Origin of the sequence: Pseudomonas anatoliensis (assembly GCF_017976235.1) — a bacterium.
GTDB lineage: Bacteria > Pseudomonadota > Gammaproteobacteria > Pseudomonadales > Pseudomonadaceae > Aquipseudomonas > Aquipseudomonas anatoliensis.
Map to the genome: position 1 here is coordinate 702,714 of NZ_JACVHC010000001.1, position 19,198 is coordinate 721,911.

At 60.6% G+C, this 19,198-nt stretch carries 15 protein-coding genes; 13 read left to right on the forward strand and 2 right to left on the reverse strand.

Features of this window, described 5'->3' with window-relative positions; translation table 11 throughout:
* Positions 1-40: 40 nt before the first annotated feature.
* From cobW to kdgK, 13 genes are all read left to right on the forward strand, one after another.
* On the forward strand, positions 41-1,111 hold the full coding sequence (cobW, locus tag ICA16_RS03125; RefSeq protein WP_150602463.1) for a cobalamin biosynthesis protein CobW: 1,071 nt from the start codon (positions 41-43) through the stop codon (positions 1,109-1,111).
* Positions 1,112-1,114: 3 nt separating this feature from the next.
* Positions 1,115-4,963: a cobaltochelatase subunit CobN gene (cobN, locus tag ICA16_RS03130; RefSeq protein WP_210699907.1), complete on the forward strand. Its 3,849-nt coding sequence runs from the start codon at positions 1,115-1,117 to the stop codon at positions 4,961-4,963.
* A gap of 254 nt (positions 4,964-5,217) precedes the next feature.
* Entirely contained in the window at positions 5,218-6,219 is a 1,002-nt protein-coding gene (locus ICA16_RS03135) for a magnesium chelatase ATPase subunit I (protein ID WP_210699908.1), read from the forward strand.
* Positions 6,144-6,884, forward strand: a complete 741-nt coding sequence (locus ICA16_RS03140; protein WP_210699909.1) for a vWA domain-containing protein — start codon at positions 6,144-6,146, stop codon at positions 6,882-6,884. Before ICA16_RS03135 ends, ICA16_RS03140 begins: the two co-directional genes overlap by 76 nt.
* A 428-nt stretch (positions 6,885-7,312) precedes the next feature.
* Complete coding sequence (locus ICA16_RS03145; protein WP_150615453.1) at positions 7,313-8,872, forward strand: TerC family protein; 1,560 nt, start codon at positions 7,313-7,315, stop codon at positions 8,870-8,872.
* Between the two features lie 656 nt (positions 8,873-9,528).
* Positions 9,529-10,377 (forward strand): transporter substrate-binding domain-containing protein, encoded by an 849-nt coding sequence (locus ICA16_RS03150; RefSeq protein ID WP_150615454.1) that lies wholly within the window; start codon positions 9,529-9,531, stop codon positions 10,375-10,377.
* 51 nt (positions 10,378-10,428) lie between these two features.
* Positions 10,429-11,091 carry an amino acid ABC transporter permease gene (locus ICA16_RS03155; protein WP_126362776.1) on the forward strand — a complete coding sequence of 221 codons (663 nt, stop codon included), beginning with the start codon at positions 10,429-10,431 and terminating at the stop codon, positions 11,089-11,091.
* Between the two features lie 9 nt (positions 11,092-11,100).
* On the forward strand, positions 11,101-11,763 hold the full coding sequence (locus ICA16_RS03160; protein ID WP_150615455.1) for an amino acid ABC transporter permease: 663 nt from the start codon (positions 11,101-11,103) through the stop codon (positions 11,761-11,763).
* The gene (locus tag ICA16_RS03165) at positions 11,760-12,557 is read left to right on the forward strand and encodes an amino acid ABC transporter ATP-binding protein (protein WP_210699910.1); all 798 of its coding nucleotides are present in this window, start codon (positions 11,760-11,762) and stop codon (positions 12,555-12,557) included. The genes ICA16_RS03160 and ICA16_RS03165 overlap by 4 nt, the downstream gene beginning before the upstream one ends.
* Positions 12,558-12,578: 21 nt before the next feature.
* On the forward strand, positions 12,579-12,968 hold the full coding sequence (locus tag ICA16_RS03170) for a RidA family protein (RefSeq protein WP_007912330.1): 390 nt from the start codon (positions 12,579-12,581) through the stop codon (positions 12,966-12,968).
* A gap of 130 nt (positions 12,969-13,098) precedes the next feature.
* Positions 13,099-13,863 carry an IclR family transcriptional regulator gene (locus tag ICA16_RS03175; protein WP_150602502.1) on the forward strand — a complete coding sequence of 255 codons (765 nt, stop codon included), beginning with the start codon at positions 13,099-13,101 and terminating at the stop codon, positions 13,861-13,863.
* A 43-nt stretch (positions 13,864-13,906) separates the two neighbouring features.
* Complete coding sequence (locus tag ICA16_RS03180; RefSeq protein ID WP_210699911.1) at positions 13,907-15,121, forward strand: amino acid deaminase; 1,215 nt, start codon at positions 13,907-13,909, stop codon at positions 15,119-15,121.
* A gap of 135 nt (positions 15,122-15,256) precedes the next feature.
* Complete coding sequence (gene kdgK, locus ICA16_RS03185; RefSeq protein WP_150602453.1) at positions 15,257-16,192, forward strand: 2-dehydro-3-deoxygluconokinase; 936 nt, start codon at positions 15,257-15,259, stop codon at positions 16,190-16,192.
* A 130-nt stretch (positions 16,193-16,322) separates the two neighbouring features.
* Here kdgK and ICA16_RS03190 read toward each other — a convergent pair whose 3' ends face one another.
* Positions 16,323-16,598: a peptidylprolyl isomerase gene (locus ICA16_RS03190; protein WP_007912322.1), complete on the reverse strand. Its 276-nt coding sequence runs from the start codon at positions 16,596-16,598 to the stop codon at positions 16,323-16,325.
* A gap of 51 nt (positions 16,599-16,649) precedes the next feature.
* Entirely contained in the window at positions 16,650-19,187 is a 2,538-nt protein-coding gene (locus ICA16_RS03195; RefSeq protein ID WP_210699912.1) for a PAS domain-containing hybrid sensor histidine kinase/response regulator, read from the reverse strand.
* Positions 19,188-19,198: the final 11 nt, after the last annotated feature.

A 19,198-nucleotide genomic window follows, 5' to 3' on the forward strand; every position in this document is an offset into this window, starting at 1 on the left:
CTCGTCCCGTATGCCCGCCACTTTGCCAAAGGGCATACCGATGAAAACACTGGCCAAACTCCCTGTCACCATCGTCACCGGCTTCCTCGGCTCGGGCAAAACCACATTGCTGCGGCACATGCTCGACAACGCTCAGGGCCGCCGTATTGCGGTGATCGTCAACGAGTTTGGCGAGTTGGGCATCGACGGTGAAATCCTCAAGCAATGCACCATCGGCTGCTCCGAAGAAGAAGCCGTGGGCCGCGTTTATGAGCTGGCCAACGGCTGCCTGTGCTGCACGGTGCAGGAAGAGTTTTTCCCGGTAATGCGCGAGCTTGTTGCCCGTCGCGGTGACCTCGACCACATTCTCATCGAAACCTCTGGCCTGGCCCTGCCAAAACCGTTGGTACAAGCCTTCCAGTGGCCGGAAATCCGCAGCGCTTGCACGGTTGACGCGGTGATCACCGTGGTCGATAGCCCGGCTGTGGCCGCTGGCACCTTCGCCGCGTTCCCGGATCAAGTCGATGCCCAGCGCAAACTCGACCCGAACCTGGATCACGAATCGCCACTGCACGAATTGTTCGCCGATCAACTGGCCAGCGCCGACCTCGTCATCCTCAACAAATCTGACCTGATCAGCCCTGAAGACCTGGCGCGCGTACGTCTTGAAGTCGCCGAAGAACTGCCGCCAGCGGTGAAGATCATCGAAGCCAGCAGTGGTCGTGTGCCGCTGGACGTGCTGATCGGCCTTGGCGCCGGTTCCGAAGAACACATCGACAGCCGTCACAGCCATCACGACCATCACCACGACGGTGATGACGATCACGATGACCACGATCACGATGCATTCGATTCGATCTCCATCGAACTGCCGCAAGCCGACGAAAGCCTGCTGCTCGACGCGCTGACGCAACTGGTGGTCAAGCACGGCATCCTGCGTGTGAAGGGCTTTGCGGCGATCCCGAACAAGCCGATGCGTTTGCTGATTCAGGGCGTGGGCACGCGGTTCGACAAGCATTTCGACCGTCAGTGGGGCGCCGATGAAGCGCGCGTCACGCGTCTGGTGTTGATCGGTCAGGAGCTCGACGCCGCGCAACTCGAAGCGCAACTGCGCGCTGCGCTCAGCGTTTAACCCATGCACCTGCTCAGGACCCAGCCCGGCGGTTTCGTCTCGGATGACAACATCGCGGACCTGGGGCAAACCCCCGCCGAGCTGGTAATCCTGTGCAGCGGCGATTCCAGCCTGGCGCTGCTCGCCGAAGCTGCGCAGCAACTGCCCGAGGATTATCCGAGCCTGCGCCTGGCCAATCCCATGCAGGTGCAGAATCACGCTTCGGTCGATCTCTACGTCGATGAAGTGCTGCGCCACGCCAAAGTCATTCTGATCTCGCTGCATGGCGGTATTGCCTATTGGCGTTACGGCGTCGAGCGTTTGATTGAGTTGTCCGAGCGTGGCGTGCAGGTGATTCTGGTGCCGGGTGATGATCGCCCCGATCCGGAACTCAGTGACCTGAGCACCGTCAACGCCGAAGATCGTGACCGGCTCTGGCAGTTCCTGCGTCAGGGCGGCATGGGCAACGCCGTGGATTTCTTTCATTGCCTGGCCAGCCGTTGGCTCGCCCGCGATTACCCGTGGGGCGAACCGCAAACCCTGCCGCGCACGGCGATTTACCATCCGCACAAAACCAGCGCCGCACTGAGTGACTGGCAGGCCGATTGGCGGCCCGATCAACCGGTGGCGGCGGTGCTGTTTTACCGCTCGCATTTGCAAGCGGCGAACACCGCGTTCATCGATGTTTTCTGCCAGCGCTTGCAAGCGGCGGGGCTGAACCCTTTGCCGATAGCGGTGGCGAGTCTGAAAGAACCCGGCTGCCTGTCGGTGGTCGAGGATTGGCTGGATGAAGTCGAGGCAGGGGTGATTCTCAACACCACCGGTTTCGCCCAGTCGAGTCCCGAAGCGCCGCACTTGCGGCCGTTTCGCCGCAACATCCCGGTGATTCAGGCGATCTGCGCTCAGGACAACGAGCCCGGTTGGCGCGACAGCGAGCAGGGCCTCGGCCCGCGCGATCTGGCGATGCACATCGCCTTGCCGGAACTCGACGGGCGCATCATCAGCCGCCCGATCAGCTTCAAGGATCTGGCCTGGCGCAGCGAGCGCAGTCAGTCAGATGTGGTCTGCTATCGCGCGCAACCCGAACGCATGGATTTCGTCGCCGAGCTGGCGCGACGCTGGATCGATCTGGCGCGAGTGCCGAATGCCGAAAAACGCATTGCGCTGATTCTCGCCAATTACCCGACTCGCGACGGGCGCATCGGCAACGGTGTCGGCCTCGACACGCCGGCGGCAGCGCTGAACATCTTGCGGGCGTTACAGGCCGAGGGTTATCCGGTAACGGCCGAGTTGCCGGACAGCGGCACCGCGCTGATCCAGCAATTGCTCGGTGGCGTCAGCAATGATCTCGACACCATTGATTTGCGCCCGTGCCAGCAAAGTCTGGCGATGGACGATTACCTGATGATGTTCAACGCACTGCCCGAGGCCAATCGCGCGGCAGTGGTCGAGCGCTGGGGGCCGCCGCAAAAAGATCCGATGTGCCGCGATGGGCGCATGATGATCGCCGGGTTGCGCTTTGGCCTGACGTTCGTTGGCATCCAACCGGCGCGTGGTTATCAGGTCGACCAGAGCGCGGTTTATCACGATCCGGATCTGGTGCCGCCGCACGCTTATCTGGCGTTCTATTTCTGGCTGCGCAACACCTACGGCGCCCACGGCGTGATCCACGTCGGCAAACACGGCAACCTTGAATGGCTGCCGGGCAAAGGTGTCGGGCTCTCGGAAAACTGCTGGCCCGACGCGTTGCTTGGGCCATTGCCGAACATCTATCCGTTTATCGTCAACGATCCGGGCGAGGGCGCCCAGGCCAAACGGCGCACGCAAGCGGTGATCATCGATCACCTGATGCCGCCGCTGACCCGCGCCGAAACCTACGGCCCGCTGCGTAATCTGGAGCTGTTGGCTGACGAATATTACGAAGCGCAGTTGCTTGATCCGCGCCGTGCTCGCGAGTTGCAGCGCGATATTTTGCAACTGGTGCGCGACACGCAGATCGACCGCGAACTGCAACTGGATGCCGCGCTGGACAGCGATGCCGATGCAGCGATCTGGCTGCCGCGTCTGGACACGTATCTGTGTGATCTGAAGGAATCGCAGATCCGCGATGGCTTGCACATTTTTGGCGAATCACCCTCCGGGCGTTTGCGTATCGATACCTTGTTGGCGTTGCTGCGCATTCCGCGCGGCGATGGCAAAGGTGCGCAGTCGAGTCTGTTGCGGGCGCTGGCCAAGGCGTTTGAACTGGGTTTTGATCCGCTGGATTGTGCGCTGGCTGAACCGTGGGTCGGCCCGCGTCCCATCGAACTGCAAACCGTGACCGATGAAGTCTGGCGCACCGCCGGCGACACCCGCGAACGCCTCGAACTGTTCGCCGCCGAACTGATCTCCCAAACCTTGCACAACCCCTGTAGGAGTGAGCCTGCTCGCGATGGCGATGTGTCAGCCGACGACTTTTTCATAGACACACCGCTATCGCGAGCAGGCTCACTCCTACAGGAAGCGGGTTGGGCTGAAGTGAACGCCATCATCGACAACCTGCGCGAAGTCGTCGCCCCGCGTCTGGACGCCTGTGGCCCGGCAGAAATGCGCGGCCTGCTCGATGCCTTGAGCGGCCGTTTCGTCCCGGCCGGCCCGAGCGGTGCGCCCAGCCGTGGACGTCTCGACGTACTGCCCACCGGGCGCAACTTCTACTCGGTGGACGTGCGCAACCTGCCGACCACTACCGCGTGGCGCATCGGGTTCCAGTCGGCCACGCTGATTCTTGAGCGACACCTGCAGGACCACGGCGACCATCTGCGCCAACTCGGCCTGTCGGTATGGGGTACGGCGACGATGCGCACTGGCGGTGATGACATTGCCCAGGCGATGGCGCTGATGGGCGTGCGCCCGGTGTGGGCCACGGGCAGCCAGCGAGTCGACGATTTCGAGATCCTGCCGTTGAGCTTGCTGGACCGACCGCGGGTCGATGTGACGCTGCGGGTCTCCGGATTCTTCCGCGATGCGTTTGCCAATCTGATCCGTTTGTTCGACGCCGCCGTGCAAGCGGTGGCGGCGCTGGACGAGCCCGACGATCTGAACCCACTGGCCGCCAAAGTGCGCGCCGAACGCGAGGCCTTGCTGCAAACGGGCCTGGATGAAGAGGACGCACGGCGCCAGGCCGGTTGGCGAATCTTTGGTGCCAAACCCGGTGCTTATGGCGCAGGCGTGCAGGGCGCCATCGACGGTCGCCTCTGGCAGAGTCGTGAGGATCTGGCCGAGGTTTACCTGAACTGGGGCGCTTACGCGTATGGCGGTGCCGACGAGGGCACCGCCGCCCGCGAACAGTTCGTCCAGCGCCTGAGTCAGGTGCAAGCGGTGCTGCAGAATCAGGACAACCGCGAGCACGACTTGCTTGATTCCAACGACTATTACCAGTTCCAGGGCGGCATGCTCGCAGCCGTGGAAACCCTGCGCGGTGAAGCGGCGGCCAGTTATCACGGCGATCACAGCCAGCCGGACTTGCCGAAGATCCGCACTTTGAAAGAAGAGTTGAATCGGGTCATCCGCTCGCGTGCGGCCAATCCGAAATGGATCGACGGGGTTAAACGTCACGGCTATAAAGGCGCGTTTGAACTGGCGGCAACGGTCGATAACCTGTTCGCATTCGATGCCACCACGCAGTTGATCGACGATCATCAATACGCGTTGCTCGCTGATGCTTATCTGCTTGATCCGGCAACGCGCGAATTTGTCCGCGAGCATAATCCTCATGCACTGCGGGATATGACCGAACGCATGCTGGAGGCGCAACAGCGCGGGATGTGGCAGGAACCGGGGGCGTATAAAGAGGCGCTGGAAAACTTGTTGCTGGATATAGAGGAAGATGTGTAGCGCGATCGAAAACTACCCTCACCCCAGCCCTCTCCCAGAGGGAGAGGGGGCCGACCGAGGTGTCTTGTGGCATGCATCGACCTGAAAGGCCGAGTCGATTATGGATTCATCGAAAACCGATCAGGTCGATGTAAAGCGGCAATATCCCCCATTCAGTTCCCTCTCCCTCTGGGAGAGGGCTAGGGTGAGGGCAACACCACCTGACACACCAAAATGCTCAAGCACACCAACGACCACGAAAGAGAAAAGCCCAAATGACCGACACCCCCCATTTCCCGCTCTCCGCCGTGGTCGGCGCCGATGACTTGAAGCTCGCCCTGTGCCTCACCGCCATCGACCCGAAAATCGGTGGCGTGCTGATCGAAGGCCCGCGCGGCATGGCCAAGTCGACCCTGGCCCGGGGCTTGGCGGACCTGCTCGCCAGCGGTCAGTTCGTCACGTTGCCGCTGGGTGCCACCGAAGAACGTCTGGTCGGCACCCTCGATCTCGACGCCGCCCTGAGCGATGGTCGCGCGCAGTTTTCCCCCGGCGTGCTGGCCAAGGCTGACGGCGGCGTGCTCTACGTCGATGAAGTCAATCTGCTGCCCGATCACCTGGTGGATCTGCTGCTCGACGTCGCGGCCAGCGGCACCAACCTGATCGAGCGTGATGGCATTTCCCATCGGCATTCGGCGAAGTTCGTCCTGATTGGCACGATGAACCCGGAAGAGGGCGAGTTGCGCCCACAGTTGCTCGATCGCTTTGGTCTGAACGTCGCGCTCAGCGGCCACACCGTGCCGGCCGAGCGCGGGCAGATCATTCGTCGACGCCTCGACTTCGACAGCGACCCGCAAGCGTTCTGCATGCAGTGGGAAGCCGCGCAACAAGCCTTGTGCGAGCGCTGTGAAAACGCCCGCAGCGCCTTGCCCGGCATTCCTCTGGACGATGCTGCACTGGCGCAAATCACCGAGCGCTGTTTTGCCGCTGGCGTCGATGGGCTGCGCGCCGATCTGGTGTGGCTGCGTGCGGCGCGTGCGCACGCGGCATGGCGCGCAGCTGAGGCGATTGGCGAAGAGGACATCGATGCCGTGGCCGAATTTGCCTTGCGTCATCGTCGACGTGAACAGCCATCTTCAAGCCCTCAACAACCTGCGCAATCCCCGGAAAACTCCGCAGCGAACCCGAGCGAAGGGCAGGGCCAGTGGGGCGACATGCCGGCCCCGGCGCTCGCCACTGGCAGCCGTCGCGAAATCCCGAGCTGGCCAAAAAAGCCCTAGGCATTCGCCCCCGATCCGACGCGGGGGCGAATGCCAGACCCCGTGCCGGTCGGCTCGACAACGGACGCCACGGCAAACGTCACGCGGCCATCAGCGGTTCAGTGAACTGGCCGGGAACGTTGCTCAAGGGGCGTCCGCAACGTCGTGAAGACCTGCTGTTGCAACTGCGCACGCGCACGCCTCATGAGTTGTGGCTGGTGATCGTCGATGCCTCGGCGTCGACGCGCCGTCATCAGGCATTGAGCGATGCCAAAGGCCTGCTCGCGCAGCTGTTTGATGATGCCTATCGACAGCGCGCGCGGTTGGCATTGCTGACCGCCAGTGGTGCGACACCGAAGTGGCAGGTGCAGGGTTTGAAAGCATCCCGCGATTTGCGCACCTGGCTTGATGGCTTGGGTGCGGGCGGCGGTACGCCGTTAGTCGCGGCATTGTCGCAGGCGCAGCAATGGCTGACAGTGCGGCGCAAGCGCTTTCCTGCCGAGCAGCAGCGCTTGCTGCTGGTCACGGATGGACGTTTGAAAGCGTGGACAGGTTTGCCGGCGCTGGAATGCCCGGGGCTGTTGATCGACATCGAGCGTGGGCCGATTCGGTTGGGTCGCGCGAAGGATTTGGCCGGGGCGCTGGACGCGGATTATCGGCATATTGATGACCTTGTCCCGGCCTGAAGCCCTCTGTGCGTCAGCAGGTGACCCCGAATTCACGGATTCAAACCTATAGGAGCTGCCGAAGGCTGCGATCTTTTGACTTTGATTTTAAAAACAAGATCAAAAGATCGCAGCCTTCGGCAGCTCCTACAGGGGGATTTGGGCGCTGTTACAGATTTTGAAATGATTTCGGGCTGTAGGAAAAGTCACTTCAGGCTGTACGCTCCAAGGCCTTTTTTCATTCAGGATCTACATGAACACCCTCTCGGAGCCTCCCAGTCTTCAGATACGAAGCACGTTCCCCTCGCGCCATGGCGCGGTCTTGACGCACTCGCAGCATCCGGTTTTCCGATACACGACTATCGTTGATAACGCGGCCCCAGAGCCTTCGCGTTGCGCTTTGCCGTGTCCGGCAGTCTGAATTAACTGAATAGAGATCGAGACGTTTTATGGAATGGTTAGCGGATCCCACGGCCTGGTTAGGCTTGTTGACTTTGATCGTGCTGGAACTGGTGCTGGGTATCGACAACCTGGTGTTCATTGCAATTCTTGCGGACAAACTGCCGCCGCATCAGCGTGACCGTGCGCGGATCATCGGTCTGTCGCTGGCACTGATCATGCGCCTGGGCCTGTTGGCGAGTATTTCCTGGCTGGTCACCCTCACGCAGCCGCTGTTCGAAGTGTTCGACAAGAGCTTCTCCGGCCGTGACCTGATCATGCTGTTTGGCGGTGTGTTCCTGTTGTTCAAGGCCACCATGGAGTTGCACGAACGACTCGAAGGCCATGTCGGCGAGCGTACGAGCAACACGGCGTACGCACTGTTCTGGCCGATCGTTGCGCAGATCGTTGTGCTGGATGCCGTGTTCTCCCTCGACGCGGTGATTACCGCTGTGGGTATGGTCGACGAGCTGGCAGTGATGATGATCGCGGTGATCATCTCCATTGGCCTGATGATCGTTGCGAGCAAGCCGCTGACGCGCTTCGTCAACGCGCACCCGACGGTAATCATGCTGTGTCTGGGCTTCTTGATGATGATCGGTTTTGCCCTGACCGCTGAAGGTCTGGGCTTCCACATCCCGAAAGGCTACTTGTACGCGGCCATCGGTTTCTCGATCCTGATCGAGGTGTTCAACCAGATCGCCCGCGCTCGACGCAAACGCTCGATGCAGGGCCTGCGCCCGATTCGTGAGCGCACCGCCCACGCGGTCATGCGTCTGCTGGGAGGTCGCACACTGGCGGCGGAGGAAGTCGGCGAGGAGATTTCCGATTTGCTGGACAACGGTGATGCGCCGAGCGCCGAGCTGTTCGACCGTCGCGAGCGAGTGATGATCAGCGGTGTGCTGCAACTGGCCGAGCGGCCGATCCGCCAGCTGATGACCGTGCGGGCCGACGTCGACAGTATTGACCTGGCAGACGATGCCGAGGCGATTCGTACCAAGTTGATGCACTCGTCCTACTCGCGTCTGCCGCTCATCCGTGATGGCGCCGTGGATGAACCGCTGGGCTTCGTGCACAAGAAGGAATTGCTCAAGGAATACCTGGCGGGTACCGAGCCGAATCTGGAACACCTGGCGCGCAAGACGATCAATCTGCTCGACAGCTATTCGATCCTCAACGCGCTGGAACAGATGCGCGCGGCGTCGACCCACATTGCATTTGTGGTCAATGAGTTCGGTGACTTTGTCGGCGTGCTGACCATGACTGACATCCTCGAATCGATTGCCGGCGAGCTGCCCGATGCCAGCGAAATCGAAGGCCCGGACGTGGTCGAGGAGCAGGGCGGATTCATCGTCAGCGGTGCATTGAACCTGACGCGTGTGCGTCAGCGCACCGGTTTCGGCGCCGAGCCCACCGAGGATTATCAGACCATGGCCGGGCTGGTGATGAGCTTGCTCGATCGGTTACCGATGAAGGGCGATCGAATGGAATATGCCGGCTGGCAGATGACAGTCAAAGCGGTCGAGGAGCGGCGGGTGACGCGGGTGTTGTTGGTGCGTGAAACTGCGTAAATCTGACTGTCTGCGCTGACCCTATCGCCAGCAGGCTGGCTCCCACAGGTCCCCTGAACGACGCAAAACCCTGTAGGAGCTGCGGCACGCTGCGATCTTTTGACGTTGGTTTAAAAAAACAGATCAAAAGATCGCAGCGTGCCGCAGCTCCTACATGGGTACCGCGCAGCTTCGAAGTGACCGCCCACGGGGAATGGTGCAAAGCTGTCGCAAGGACTGACGCAACCACGCAACGTCATGTCGCCAAAAAAAGCTGAAGGATCGACTGATTAATCCGCATGTTCCCGCAGATCGCCTCAGAGGATCGGGGGGCGGCCTACAAAATGGCAAAAGAGAGCGGGGTGATGTTTACGAAAGCGCGGTCAAACGCTGACCTCCCTTTTAAACGACTCCATACCCTTCAGCAATGCACGTTATTGGACCACCGAGCACCAAATGGGAAGCCGCTACCCGCACCTTGTAGCCAATGGTAGCGCCCCGGCACCAAATCCTGCGTAACTCTCTTTTCTGCAATTTGTGCATGTCCCTGATTCCAAAAACATTTAAATCCATTGCAGATTCCTCGCGAGTCCTGTGGCACACTTTCTGCTGTCTATTCCGTAGTAACAAACCGTCTTCCGGTATAGCGGAATAAACATCATCCTGGAGTGCTTGCCATGCATCGCCGACCTTCCTTGTTCAAAGCGTGTGTTTTTGTTCTCGCGGCTTCGTCCGCTGTCATGGGTATGGCCCAGGCAGCCGATGGCAAGCTCGACAGTGTTCTGGCCCGTGGGAAATTGATTGTCGGCACCGGCAGCACCAATGCGCCGTGGCACTTCCAGGGGGCGGATGGCAAGTTGCAGGGCTTTGATATCGACATCGCCCGGATTGTGGCCAAGGGTTTGTTCAACGATCCGAGCAAGGTCGAGTTCGTCGTGCAGTCGTCCGATGCGCGGATCCCCAACCTGCTGACCGACAAGGTCGACATGAGCTGTCAGTTCATCACTGTCACCGCCAGCCGAGCGCAGCAAGTGGCGTTCACCCTGCCGTATTACCGCGAAGGCGTCGGCCTGCTGCTGCCGAACAACAGCAAGTACAAGGAAATCGAAGACCTGCAGGCGGGAGGTGATGGCGTCACTGTTGCCGTTCTGCAAAACGTCTACGCCGAAGAACTGGTGCATCAGGCACTGCCCAAAGCCAAGGTCGATCAGTACGACAGCGTTGATCTGATGTATCAGGCAGTCAACTCCGGTCGCGCCGATGCGGCCGCCACCGACCAGTCTTCGGTCAAATACCTGATGGTGCAGAACCCTGGCCGTTATCGCAGCCCGACCTATGCGTGGAGCCCACAGACCTACGCGTGCGCGGTCAAACGCGGCGATCAGGACTGGCTGAACTTCGTCAACACCGCGTTGCATGAGGCCATGACCGGCGTTGAGTTCCCGACTTACGCCGCTTCATTCAAGCAATGGTTCGGCGTTGACCTGCCATCGCCCGCGATCGGTTTCCCAGTCGAATTCAAATGATCCCGTGAGAGTGGGGCGATTCAAATCGCCCCGCTCAAGGTACTGCTGACCATGAACTATCAGTTGAACTTTGCCGCCGTGTGGCGCGATTTCGACACCTTGCTGGCGGGGCTCGGTCTGGGCTTGCAGTTGGCACTGGTGTCGATCGCCATCGGCTGCGTGATCGGCCTGCTGATGGCGTTTGCCTTACTGTCTAGGCATCGCGCCTTGCGGGTGCTGGCATCGGTGTACGTCACGGTGGTCCGTAACACGCCGATTCTGGTGTTGATTCTGTTGATCTACTTTGCGTTGCCAAGTCTCGGGATTCGGCTGGACAAAATCCCCTCGTTCATCATCACGCTGTCGTTGTATGCCGGCGCCTACCTGACCGAAGTGTTCCGCGGCGGTTTGCTGAGCATTCCCAAGGGGCAGCGCGAAGCCGGGCTGGCGATCGGCCTCGGCGAATGGCAGGTCAAGGCCTACGTCACCGTACCGGTGATGCTGCGCAACGTCTTGCCGGCGCTGTCGAACAACTTCATTTCGCTGTTCAAGGACACCTCGCTGGCCGCCGCGATTGCGGTGCCGGAGCTGACCTATTACGCGCGCAAGATCAACGTCGAAAGCTACCGGGTGATCGAAACCTGGCTGGTGACTACGGCGTTGTATGTCGCGGCCTGTTACCTCATCGCCATGCTGCTGCGTTACCTCGAGCAGCGTCTGGCGATCCGCCGATAGGAGGCTGTGATGTACGAATCCCCCAGTTGGTTGAATGAATTGTGGATTGCCCGCGAAACCTTGTGGCAGGGCTTTCTGACCAGCGTGCAGGTGTCGGCGCTGGCGATTTTGTTCGGCACGTTGCTCGGTGTTGTCGCCGGTCTGGTACTGACTTACGGCAGATTCTGGATGCGTGCGCCGTTTCGGTTTTACGTCGACATCATTCGCGGGACGCCGGTGTTTGTGCTGGTGCTGGCCTGCTTCTACATGGCGCCGGCGGCCGGCTGGCAGATCAGCGCGTTTCAGGCCGGTGCGTTAGGGCTGACGCTGTTCTGCGGCTCACACGTTGCGGAAATCGTGCGCGGTGCATTGCAAGCGCTGCCGCGCGGGCAGATGGAAGCGGGCAAGGCGATTGGCCTGACGTTTTACCAGTCGCTCGGCTATGTGTTGTTGCCCCAAGCGCTGCGGCAGATCCTGCCGACGTGGGTCAACTCGTCCACCGAAATCGTCAAGGCCTCGACCTTGCTCTCGGTCATCGGCGTGGCCGAATTGCTCCTCAGCACCCAACAGATCATCGCCCGGACCTTCATGACACTGGAGTTCTATCTGTTCGCCGGTTTTCTGTTCTTCGTCATCAACTACGGCATCGAATTACTCGGCCGGCACATTGAAAAGCGGGTGGCCTTGCCATGACTGAAGCTCAACTTTCCAACGCTGCAAACAGCCAGCCGCTGCTGGATATTCGCGGTCTGCACAAACAATACGGCGCGGTCGAAGTGCTCAAGGGTGTCGACCTGAGCATGCAACGCGGCAACGTCGTGACGCTGATCGGTTCCAGCGGCTCGGGTAAAACCACGTTGCTGCGCTGCGTGAACATGCTCGAAGAGTTTCAGGGCGGGCAGATCCTGCTCGACGGCGAGTCCATCGGCTACGACGAGATCAATGGCAAACGCGTGCGGCATGGCGAAAAAGTCATCGCTCGTCATCGCGCGATGACCGGCATGGCGTTTCAACAATTCAACCTGTTCCCGCATTTGACCGCGTTGCAGAACGTCACCCTGGGCCTGCTCAAGGTGAAGAAAATGCACAAGGACGAAGCCGTGGTGCTGGCCGAGAAATGGCTGGAGCGGGTCGGCCTTCTGGAGCGCCGCAATCACTTTCCCGGCCAGTTGTCTGGCGGCCAGCAACAGCGCGTGGCGATTGCCCGGGCGATTGCGATGAACCCGAGCCTGATGCTGTTCGACGAAGTCACTTCAGCCCTCGACCCCGAACTGGTTGGCGAAGTGCTCAACGTGATCAAGGGCCTGGCCGAAGACGGCATGACCATGCTGCTGGTGACCCACGAGATGCGCTTCGCTTTCGAGGTCTCGGACAAAATCGTATTCATGAATCAGGGGCGGATCGAAGAGCAGGGGCCTCCCAAGGAACTGTTCGAACGCCCGCAATCGCCGCGTCTGGCTGAGTTCCTCAAAAACACGCGGTTTTAATTTTTATCAGGAGAAACACCCATGAGCATTACTCGTTACGGCACCGGCAGCACCGCCGCAGGCGGCCAGCCTCGTCCATTCGCGCGCGCGGTTGAAGCTGATGGCTGGCTGCACGTTTCCGGCCAGGTGCCGGCGGTGGATGGCGAGATCATTGTTGGCGGCATCGTCGAGCAGACCCACCAGACCATGAAGAACCTGATCGCGATTCTCGAAGAGGCCGGTTATGGCCTGGAAGACGTGGTGCGCGCCGGGGTGTGGCTGGATGATCCACGGGATTTCAGCAGTTTCAACAAGGTCTTTGGCGAGTACTTCAAACCGGAGCACGCGCCAGCGCGGGCCTGTGTACAGGCGAGCATGATGGTTGATTGCAAGGTTGAGATCGACTGCATTGCATACAAGAAAAAGGCCTGATCGACGGTGGCTCTTGTAGGAGCTGCCGAAGGCTGCGATCTTTTGGCATTTTTGGATATGTCACAAGGCAAGATCAAAAGATCGCAGCCTGCGGCAGCTCCTACATGGAGATTTTTGAGTGAGTGCTGACATGACCGAAGACACCATCAAGCGCCGGGCACGAGGTCTGGATCGAGCGTTCGATATTCTCGATTTCCTCAAGGAGATCGGCCAGCCGCTGCGTCCGAACGACATCGCCAACGGCATTGGCAGCCCGAAATCCACGGTCTACGAACTCGTCGCGTCCCTGCTGGAACGACGGATTCTGGAGCCGGTGGGCAAGGACGGTCATGTCTATCTGGGCCGGCAGTTGTACTTTCTCGGGCAGGCGCATTTGCGCCATTTTGACCTCAGTCGCGAGGCCGATCATGCCTTGCAGGAGATCGTTAGCCAGACCCGCGAAACCGCGCAAATGTGCCTGCTCAACGGGCGCAAATACACGGTGGCGTTGATGAAGGAGGGCGAGCGGCATTTCCGTATCTCTTCCGATATCGGCGAAAACGCGCCGATCCCGTGGACGGCTTCCGGACGACTGTTGCTTGCGCATCTGAGCGATCAACAGATCATCGACCTGATCGACGAAGACGACTACATCCTGCCCGACGGCGAGCGCTTGCCGCTGGAGCGATTTCTGGCGGAAATCCGTCAGGCCGGCATCGATGGATTCTTCTCCTTCGACAGCGTCGCCGACACCTTCACCCACTGCTTCGCCGCACCGGTCAAAGACCCTTCCGGCGTAGCCATTTGCACATTGTGCATCGTCGCCCCACGGGCCGATGCCAGGAACAATTACGACGACTATCGCCGGGTATTGATCGAGAGCGCCAACAGCCTCGCCCGGCGCATCAACGAATAACCGCGGCTGCCTGCGGCCGCGAATGAATGCGAGGAGTTTGACCATGACGACTGCCATCAATACTGCTGTGGAAAAGGGCGACGCCGCCATCGGCGCGCACCTGGCGCGAGACGTCAGCCTGCCGGCGCTGGTGCTGCACCGCGAAGCGCTGGAGCACAACATTCGCTGGATGCAGACATTCGTCAGCGACAGCGGCGCCGAACTCGCGCCCCACGGCAAGACCAGCATGACTCCGGCGCTGTTCAAGCGTCAGCTCGACGCTGGCGCGTGGGGCATCACCCTGGCCAGTGCAACTCAAACCCGCGCGGCTTACGCCCACGGTGTGCGTCGCGTGTTGATGGCCAACCAATTGGTCGGCACGCCGAACATGGCGCTGATCGCCGATCTGCTGGCGGATCCGTCGTTCGACTTCTATTGCATGGTTGATCACCCGGACAACGTCGCCGACCTCGGCGCCTACTTCGCTTCGCGCGGTGTGAAGCTCAACGTGATGATCGAGTACGGCGTGGTCGGTGGTCGTTGCGGTTGCCGCAGCGAACAGGAAGTCATCGAGTTGGCCAAGGCAATCAGCGCGCAACCGGCGCTGGCACTGACCGGTATCGAAGGATATGAGGGCGTGATCCACGGCGATCATGCGGTCAGCGGTATCCGCGAATTCGCCGCGTCATTGGTACGTCTGGCTGTGCAGTTGCAGAACAGCGGCGCGTTTGCCATCGCCAAACCGATCATTACGGCCTCGGGCTCGGCGTGGTACGACCTGATTGCCGAATCGTTCGAAGCCCAGAACGCTGCTGGGCGATTCCTCAGCGTGTTGCGTCCAGGCAGTTACGTGGCGCACGACCATGGCATCTACAAAGAGGCGCAATGTTGCGTGCTCGATCGTCGCAGTGATCTGCACGAAGGCCTGCGTCCGGCGCTGGAAGTGTGGGCGCACGTGCAATCGCTGCCGGAGCCGGGTTTTGCGGTGATTGCACTGGGCAAGCGTGACGTGGCGTACGACGCCGGGCTGCCGGTGCCGCTGCTGCGTTATCGGGCCGGCGTGGTGCCGGCGGTGGGCGAGGACGTTGGCGCGTGCAAGGTCACGGCAGTGATGGATCAGCATGCGTTCATGACGGTGGCACCGGGCGTTGAGCTGCGCGTTGGTGACATCATTTCCTTTGGTACATCGCACCCATGCCTGACGTTCGATAAGTGGCGTGTGGGCTTGCTGGTGGATGAGCAGTTGGCGGTGATCGAAACCATGGAGACGTGTTTCTAGGGCTTTAGACCGAGTTGCGGCCTATCGCGAGCAGGCTCACTCCTACAGGGGATCGCATTTCAAATTGTAGGAGTGAGCCTGCTCGCGATGGGGCCAGATCAGACACCATCGATCAACCAGAGACACCATAAAAAAATGACCACCCTCAGCCCCTTGGGCCCCAACACCCCACGCATCGCCCTGATCGGCGAATGCATGATCGAACTCCAGCAGCGCGCCGACGGCAGCCTGCAGCAAAGCTTCGGCGGCGATACCCTCAACACCGCCGTCTACCTGTCGCGCGCCTTGGGCGACAAAGCGCAAGTCGACTACGTCACTGCGCTGGGCGATGACAGCTTCAGCGACGCCATGTGCCAGAGTTGGTCGAGCGAAGGCATCGGCCTCGATCTCGTGCAGCGTCTGCCCGGACGCTTGCCGGGTCTGTATTGCATCCAGACCGACGCCAACGGCGAGCGACGCTTTCTCTACTGGCGCAACGAGGCGGCCGTCCGCGATTGCTTCACCACCCCGGCAGCCGAGCCGATTTTGGCAGCGCTGCCGGATTACGACGTGCTGTATTTCAGCGGCATCACCCTGGCCGTGCTCGGCGCGCAGGGCAGGGAAAGACTGATCCAGACCCTGATCGACGCTCGCCAGCGTGATGCGCGAATCGTCTTCGACAACAACTACCGGCCACGTCTGTGGGCGTCAGTGGCAGAGGCACGTGCGGCTTATCGCAGCGTGTTGCCGCACATCGATCTGGCGTTGCTGACCGTGGATGACGAGCAGGCGCTGTTTGGCTTCAGTGACTGCGACGCGGTGTTCGAGGCTTACGCGCAGATTGGCACACCAGAAGTGGTGCTCAAGCGCGGCGCCGAGGCGTGCCTGATTCGTTGTGACGGTGAGGCCTTTGCAGTGCCGGCAGAGAAAGTCGAGAAGGTGGTGGACACCACGGCGGCGGGGGATTCGTTCAGTGCGGCTTATCTGGCGAGTCGGTTGCTGGGGGCAAGCCCTGTCGATGCGGCCGAGGCTGGCCATCGATTGGCAAGCCAGGTGATTCAGATCCCCGGAGCACTCATCCCCAGAACCTGAACCACAACCCCTGTAGGAGCTGCCGAAGGCTGCGATCTTTTGATGTTGATCCTGAAAAAAACAAAATCAAAAGATCGCAGCCTTCGGCAGCTCCTACAGGGAGGGTGTTCAAGCAGGGAACGTGTGAAGCTCAATCCCGGTAAAACACCTGCACCAAGTGATACCCGAACTTGCTCTTGATCGGCCCATGCACCGTGCGCAGTGGCTTCTTGAAGATCACCGCATCAATCGCACCGACCATCTGCCCCGGCCGGACTTCACCCAGATCGCCGCCGCGTTTGCCGGACGGGCATGTCGAGAATTTTTTCGCCAATACATCAAACGCTTCACCCTTGGCGATGCGTTGTTTGAGCTGTTCGGCCTCTTCGGCGGTTTTCACCAGAATGTGGCGGGCTTGGGCTTTCATCGTGCGGTACCTGATAACGGGGTGACGGCGGGGCGCGGATTATGCCTCAACTCAAGGCGTCTGGCTGATCATCGTGCGGATCTTGCTGGCCAGCAGCTCATTCGAAAACGGTTTGGCCACCATGTCCATGCCATCCTCGAGAAAGCCCTGACGCTCGGCGGCTTTCTGCGCATACCCGGTCATGAACAGCACCTTGAGCCCCGGATGATGCTGGCGAGCGATTTCCGCCAGTTGCCGACCGTTCATGCCCGGCAGTCCGACGTCGGTGACCAGCAGATCGACGCGTACATTCGATTCCAGCACCGGCAGAGCCGTGTTGGCGTCTTCGGCCTCGTAGGCGGTGTAGCCCAACTCCCTGAGCAAATCGAGCACCAGCATGCGCACCGCCGGGTCGTCTTCAACCACCATCACGGTTTCACCGGCGGCGATGGGCGCAGGTTGCTCAACGCGGTCAGCCTCCGGGCTTTGCGGCTCGCTGCCATGCAAGCGCGGCAAGTACAGACGCACACAAGTACCCTGGTCCGGCAGGCTGTCGAGGCTGACATGGCCGCCCGATTGCTGGGCGAAACCATAAATCATCGACAATCCCAGACCGGTTCCCTGGCCAATAGGTTTGGTGGTGAAAAACGGATCGAATGCCTTGGAGCGCACCGAAGGGGTCATGCCGCTGCCGTTATCGCTGACCGCCAGCATCAGGTAATCGCCGGCCTTGACCGGTTCCAGCGTGGTGATGTCATTGCCGTCGAGATAAACGTTGGCCGTTTCGATCAGCAATTCACCGCCATCGGGCATGGCGTCGCGGGCGTTGATCACCAGGTTGAGCAGGGCGTTTTCCAATTGGCTGACGTCGGTGCTGACCGGCCAGAGGTTTTCGGCGAGGCGCAACGTGAGCGCGATCGGATCGCCCTTGGTGCGACGGATCAGATCTTCCAGCGAATGGATCAGCGCGTTGACGTCGAGGGTTTTGCGATCCAGTGACTGGCGCCGTGAAAACGCCAGCAAGCGGTGGGTCAGCGCAGCGGCACGGTTGGCGGACGATACAGCGGCTTCGGTAAAACGCCCGATTTCGTCGGCCCGACCATTGGCGATGTAGCGTTGCATCAGGTCGAGGCTGCCGATGATCCCGGTGAGCATGTTGTTGAAGTCATGGGCGATGCCGCCGGTGAGCTGACCGACTGCTTCCATTTTCTGCGCATGGCGCAACGCATCTTCGGCGCGCTCGCGTTCGAACATCTCGTTCTGCAAGCGCTCATTGGCTTGGGCCAATTGTTCGGTGCGAGCGCTGACGCGTTCTTCAAGTGTTTCGTTGAGATTGCGCAGCGCCTCTTCGGTTTTCTTGCGCTCTGACTCGTCGATCACAAAGATGTAGAAACCGTTGACCGCGCCGTCCGCGCCGTGGCGGGGCAAGTAGTTCATCAGCGCATGCCGGGTGCTGCCGTCGCGATGCGGCGTGTACAGGCTGAACGAGCAGGGCCGTCCGGCCAGCGCCTCGCCGATGTACGGCGAACGCAGGAAATAGGCTTCTTCGCCGATCACCTCGCGAATAGTGCGACCGTAAAGCTCTTGCGGCGTCAGACCGTACCAGTCGAGATACGCCGCGTTGTTCAGGCGAAAGCGTTCTTCGTGGTCGACATAGCTGATCAGGATCGGCATGGCGTTGATGATCAGCTGTAATTCGGTCTGACTCTGGCGCAACGCCTGTTCAGTTTGTTTGCGCTCTGTCAGGTCCAGCGCTGCGCCAAGAAAACGCACCGGCCGGCCATGGTGATCCTTGTAGCAACGGCCGCGGGCGAATACCCAGCGCTGCTCGCCGCCGGGCATCAGCAAGCGGTATTCCTCGGCGTACTCCGTGCCGTGGGTGATGCAATGTTTAATGCTGCGGGCGACCAGCGCACGGTCTTCGGGGTGAACGCCGTTCAGGTAATCGCTGATGGGCAATTGCCCGGCGCGTGCCGGGTCAATGCCGTGCAACTGGGCAAAGTGCGCGTCGGCAATAAAGCGATCTTCACCGATGTCCCAGTCCCAGGTGCCAACCGCATCGGTGGCGGCGAGGGCCAGTTGCAGTCGCTCTTCGGTGTCGCGCTGAACCCTGAGGCTCTCGTCCGAACGCTGCTGCAACTCCAGAGCGATGCGCCGCCGTTCGTTGGTTTCAATCGCGGTGACCAGGATCCCGGCCACCTGTGCACGTTCATCCCGGATCGGACTGTACGTCAGGTCAAGCCAGAAGTCTGAATCCTTGCCATCGCGTTGCAGGGTGAAGCGCTGTTCGCTGTAGGTGCGTACCTGACCTTGTAGGACGGCGCTGTAAATCGGGTCGGTAAAGTCTCGAAGTTCTGGCCATATCTGGTGCGCCGGCTGTCCGAAAGCGTGTGGGTGTTTGCTCCCGGCGAGCAGGGCAAAGCCATTGTTGTAGATCTGCGTCAACTCCGGACCCCACATCAGCAACATCGGCATCGGCGAGTGAATCACGATGTCCACGGCGGTTCGCAGGCTCTGCGGCCAGGTGCCAGCAGCGCCCAGAGGGCTGCGGCTCCAATCGGTATGGGCAATCAGTGCCTGGGCGTCGTTGCTGGTTGGTACAGCGTTCATCGTTGCATCCT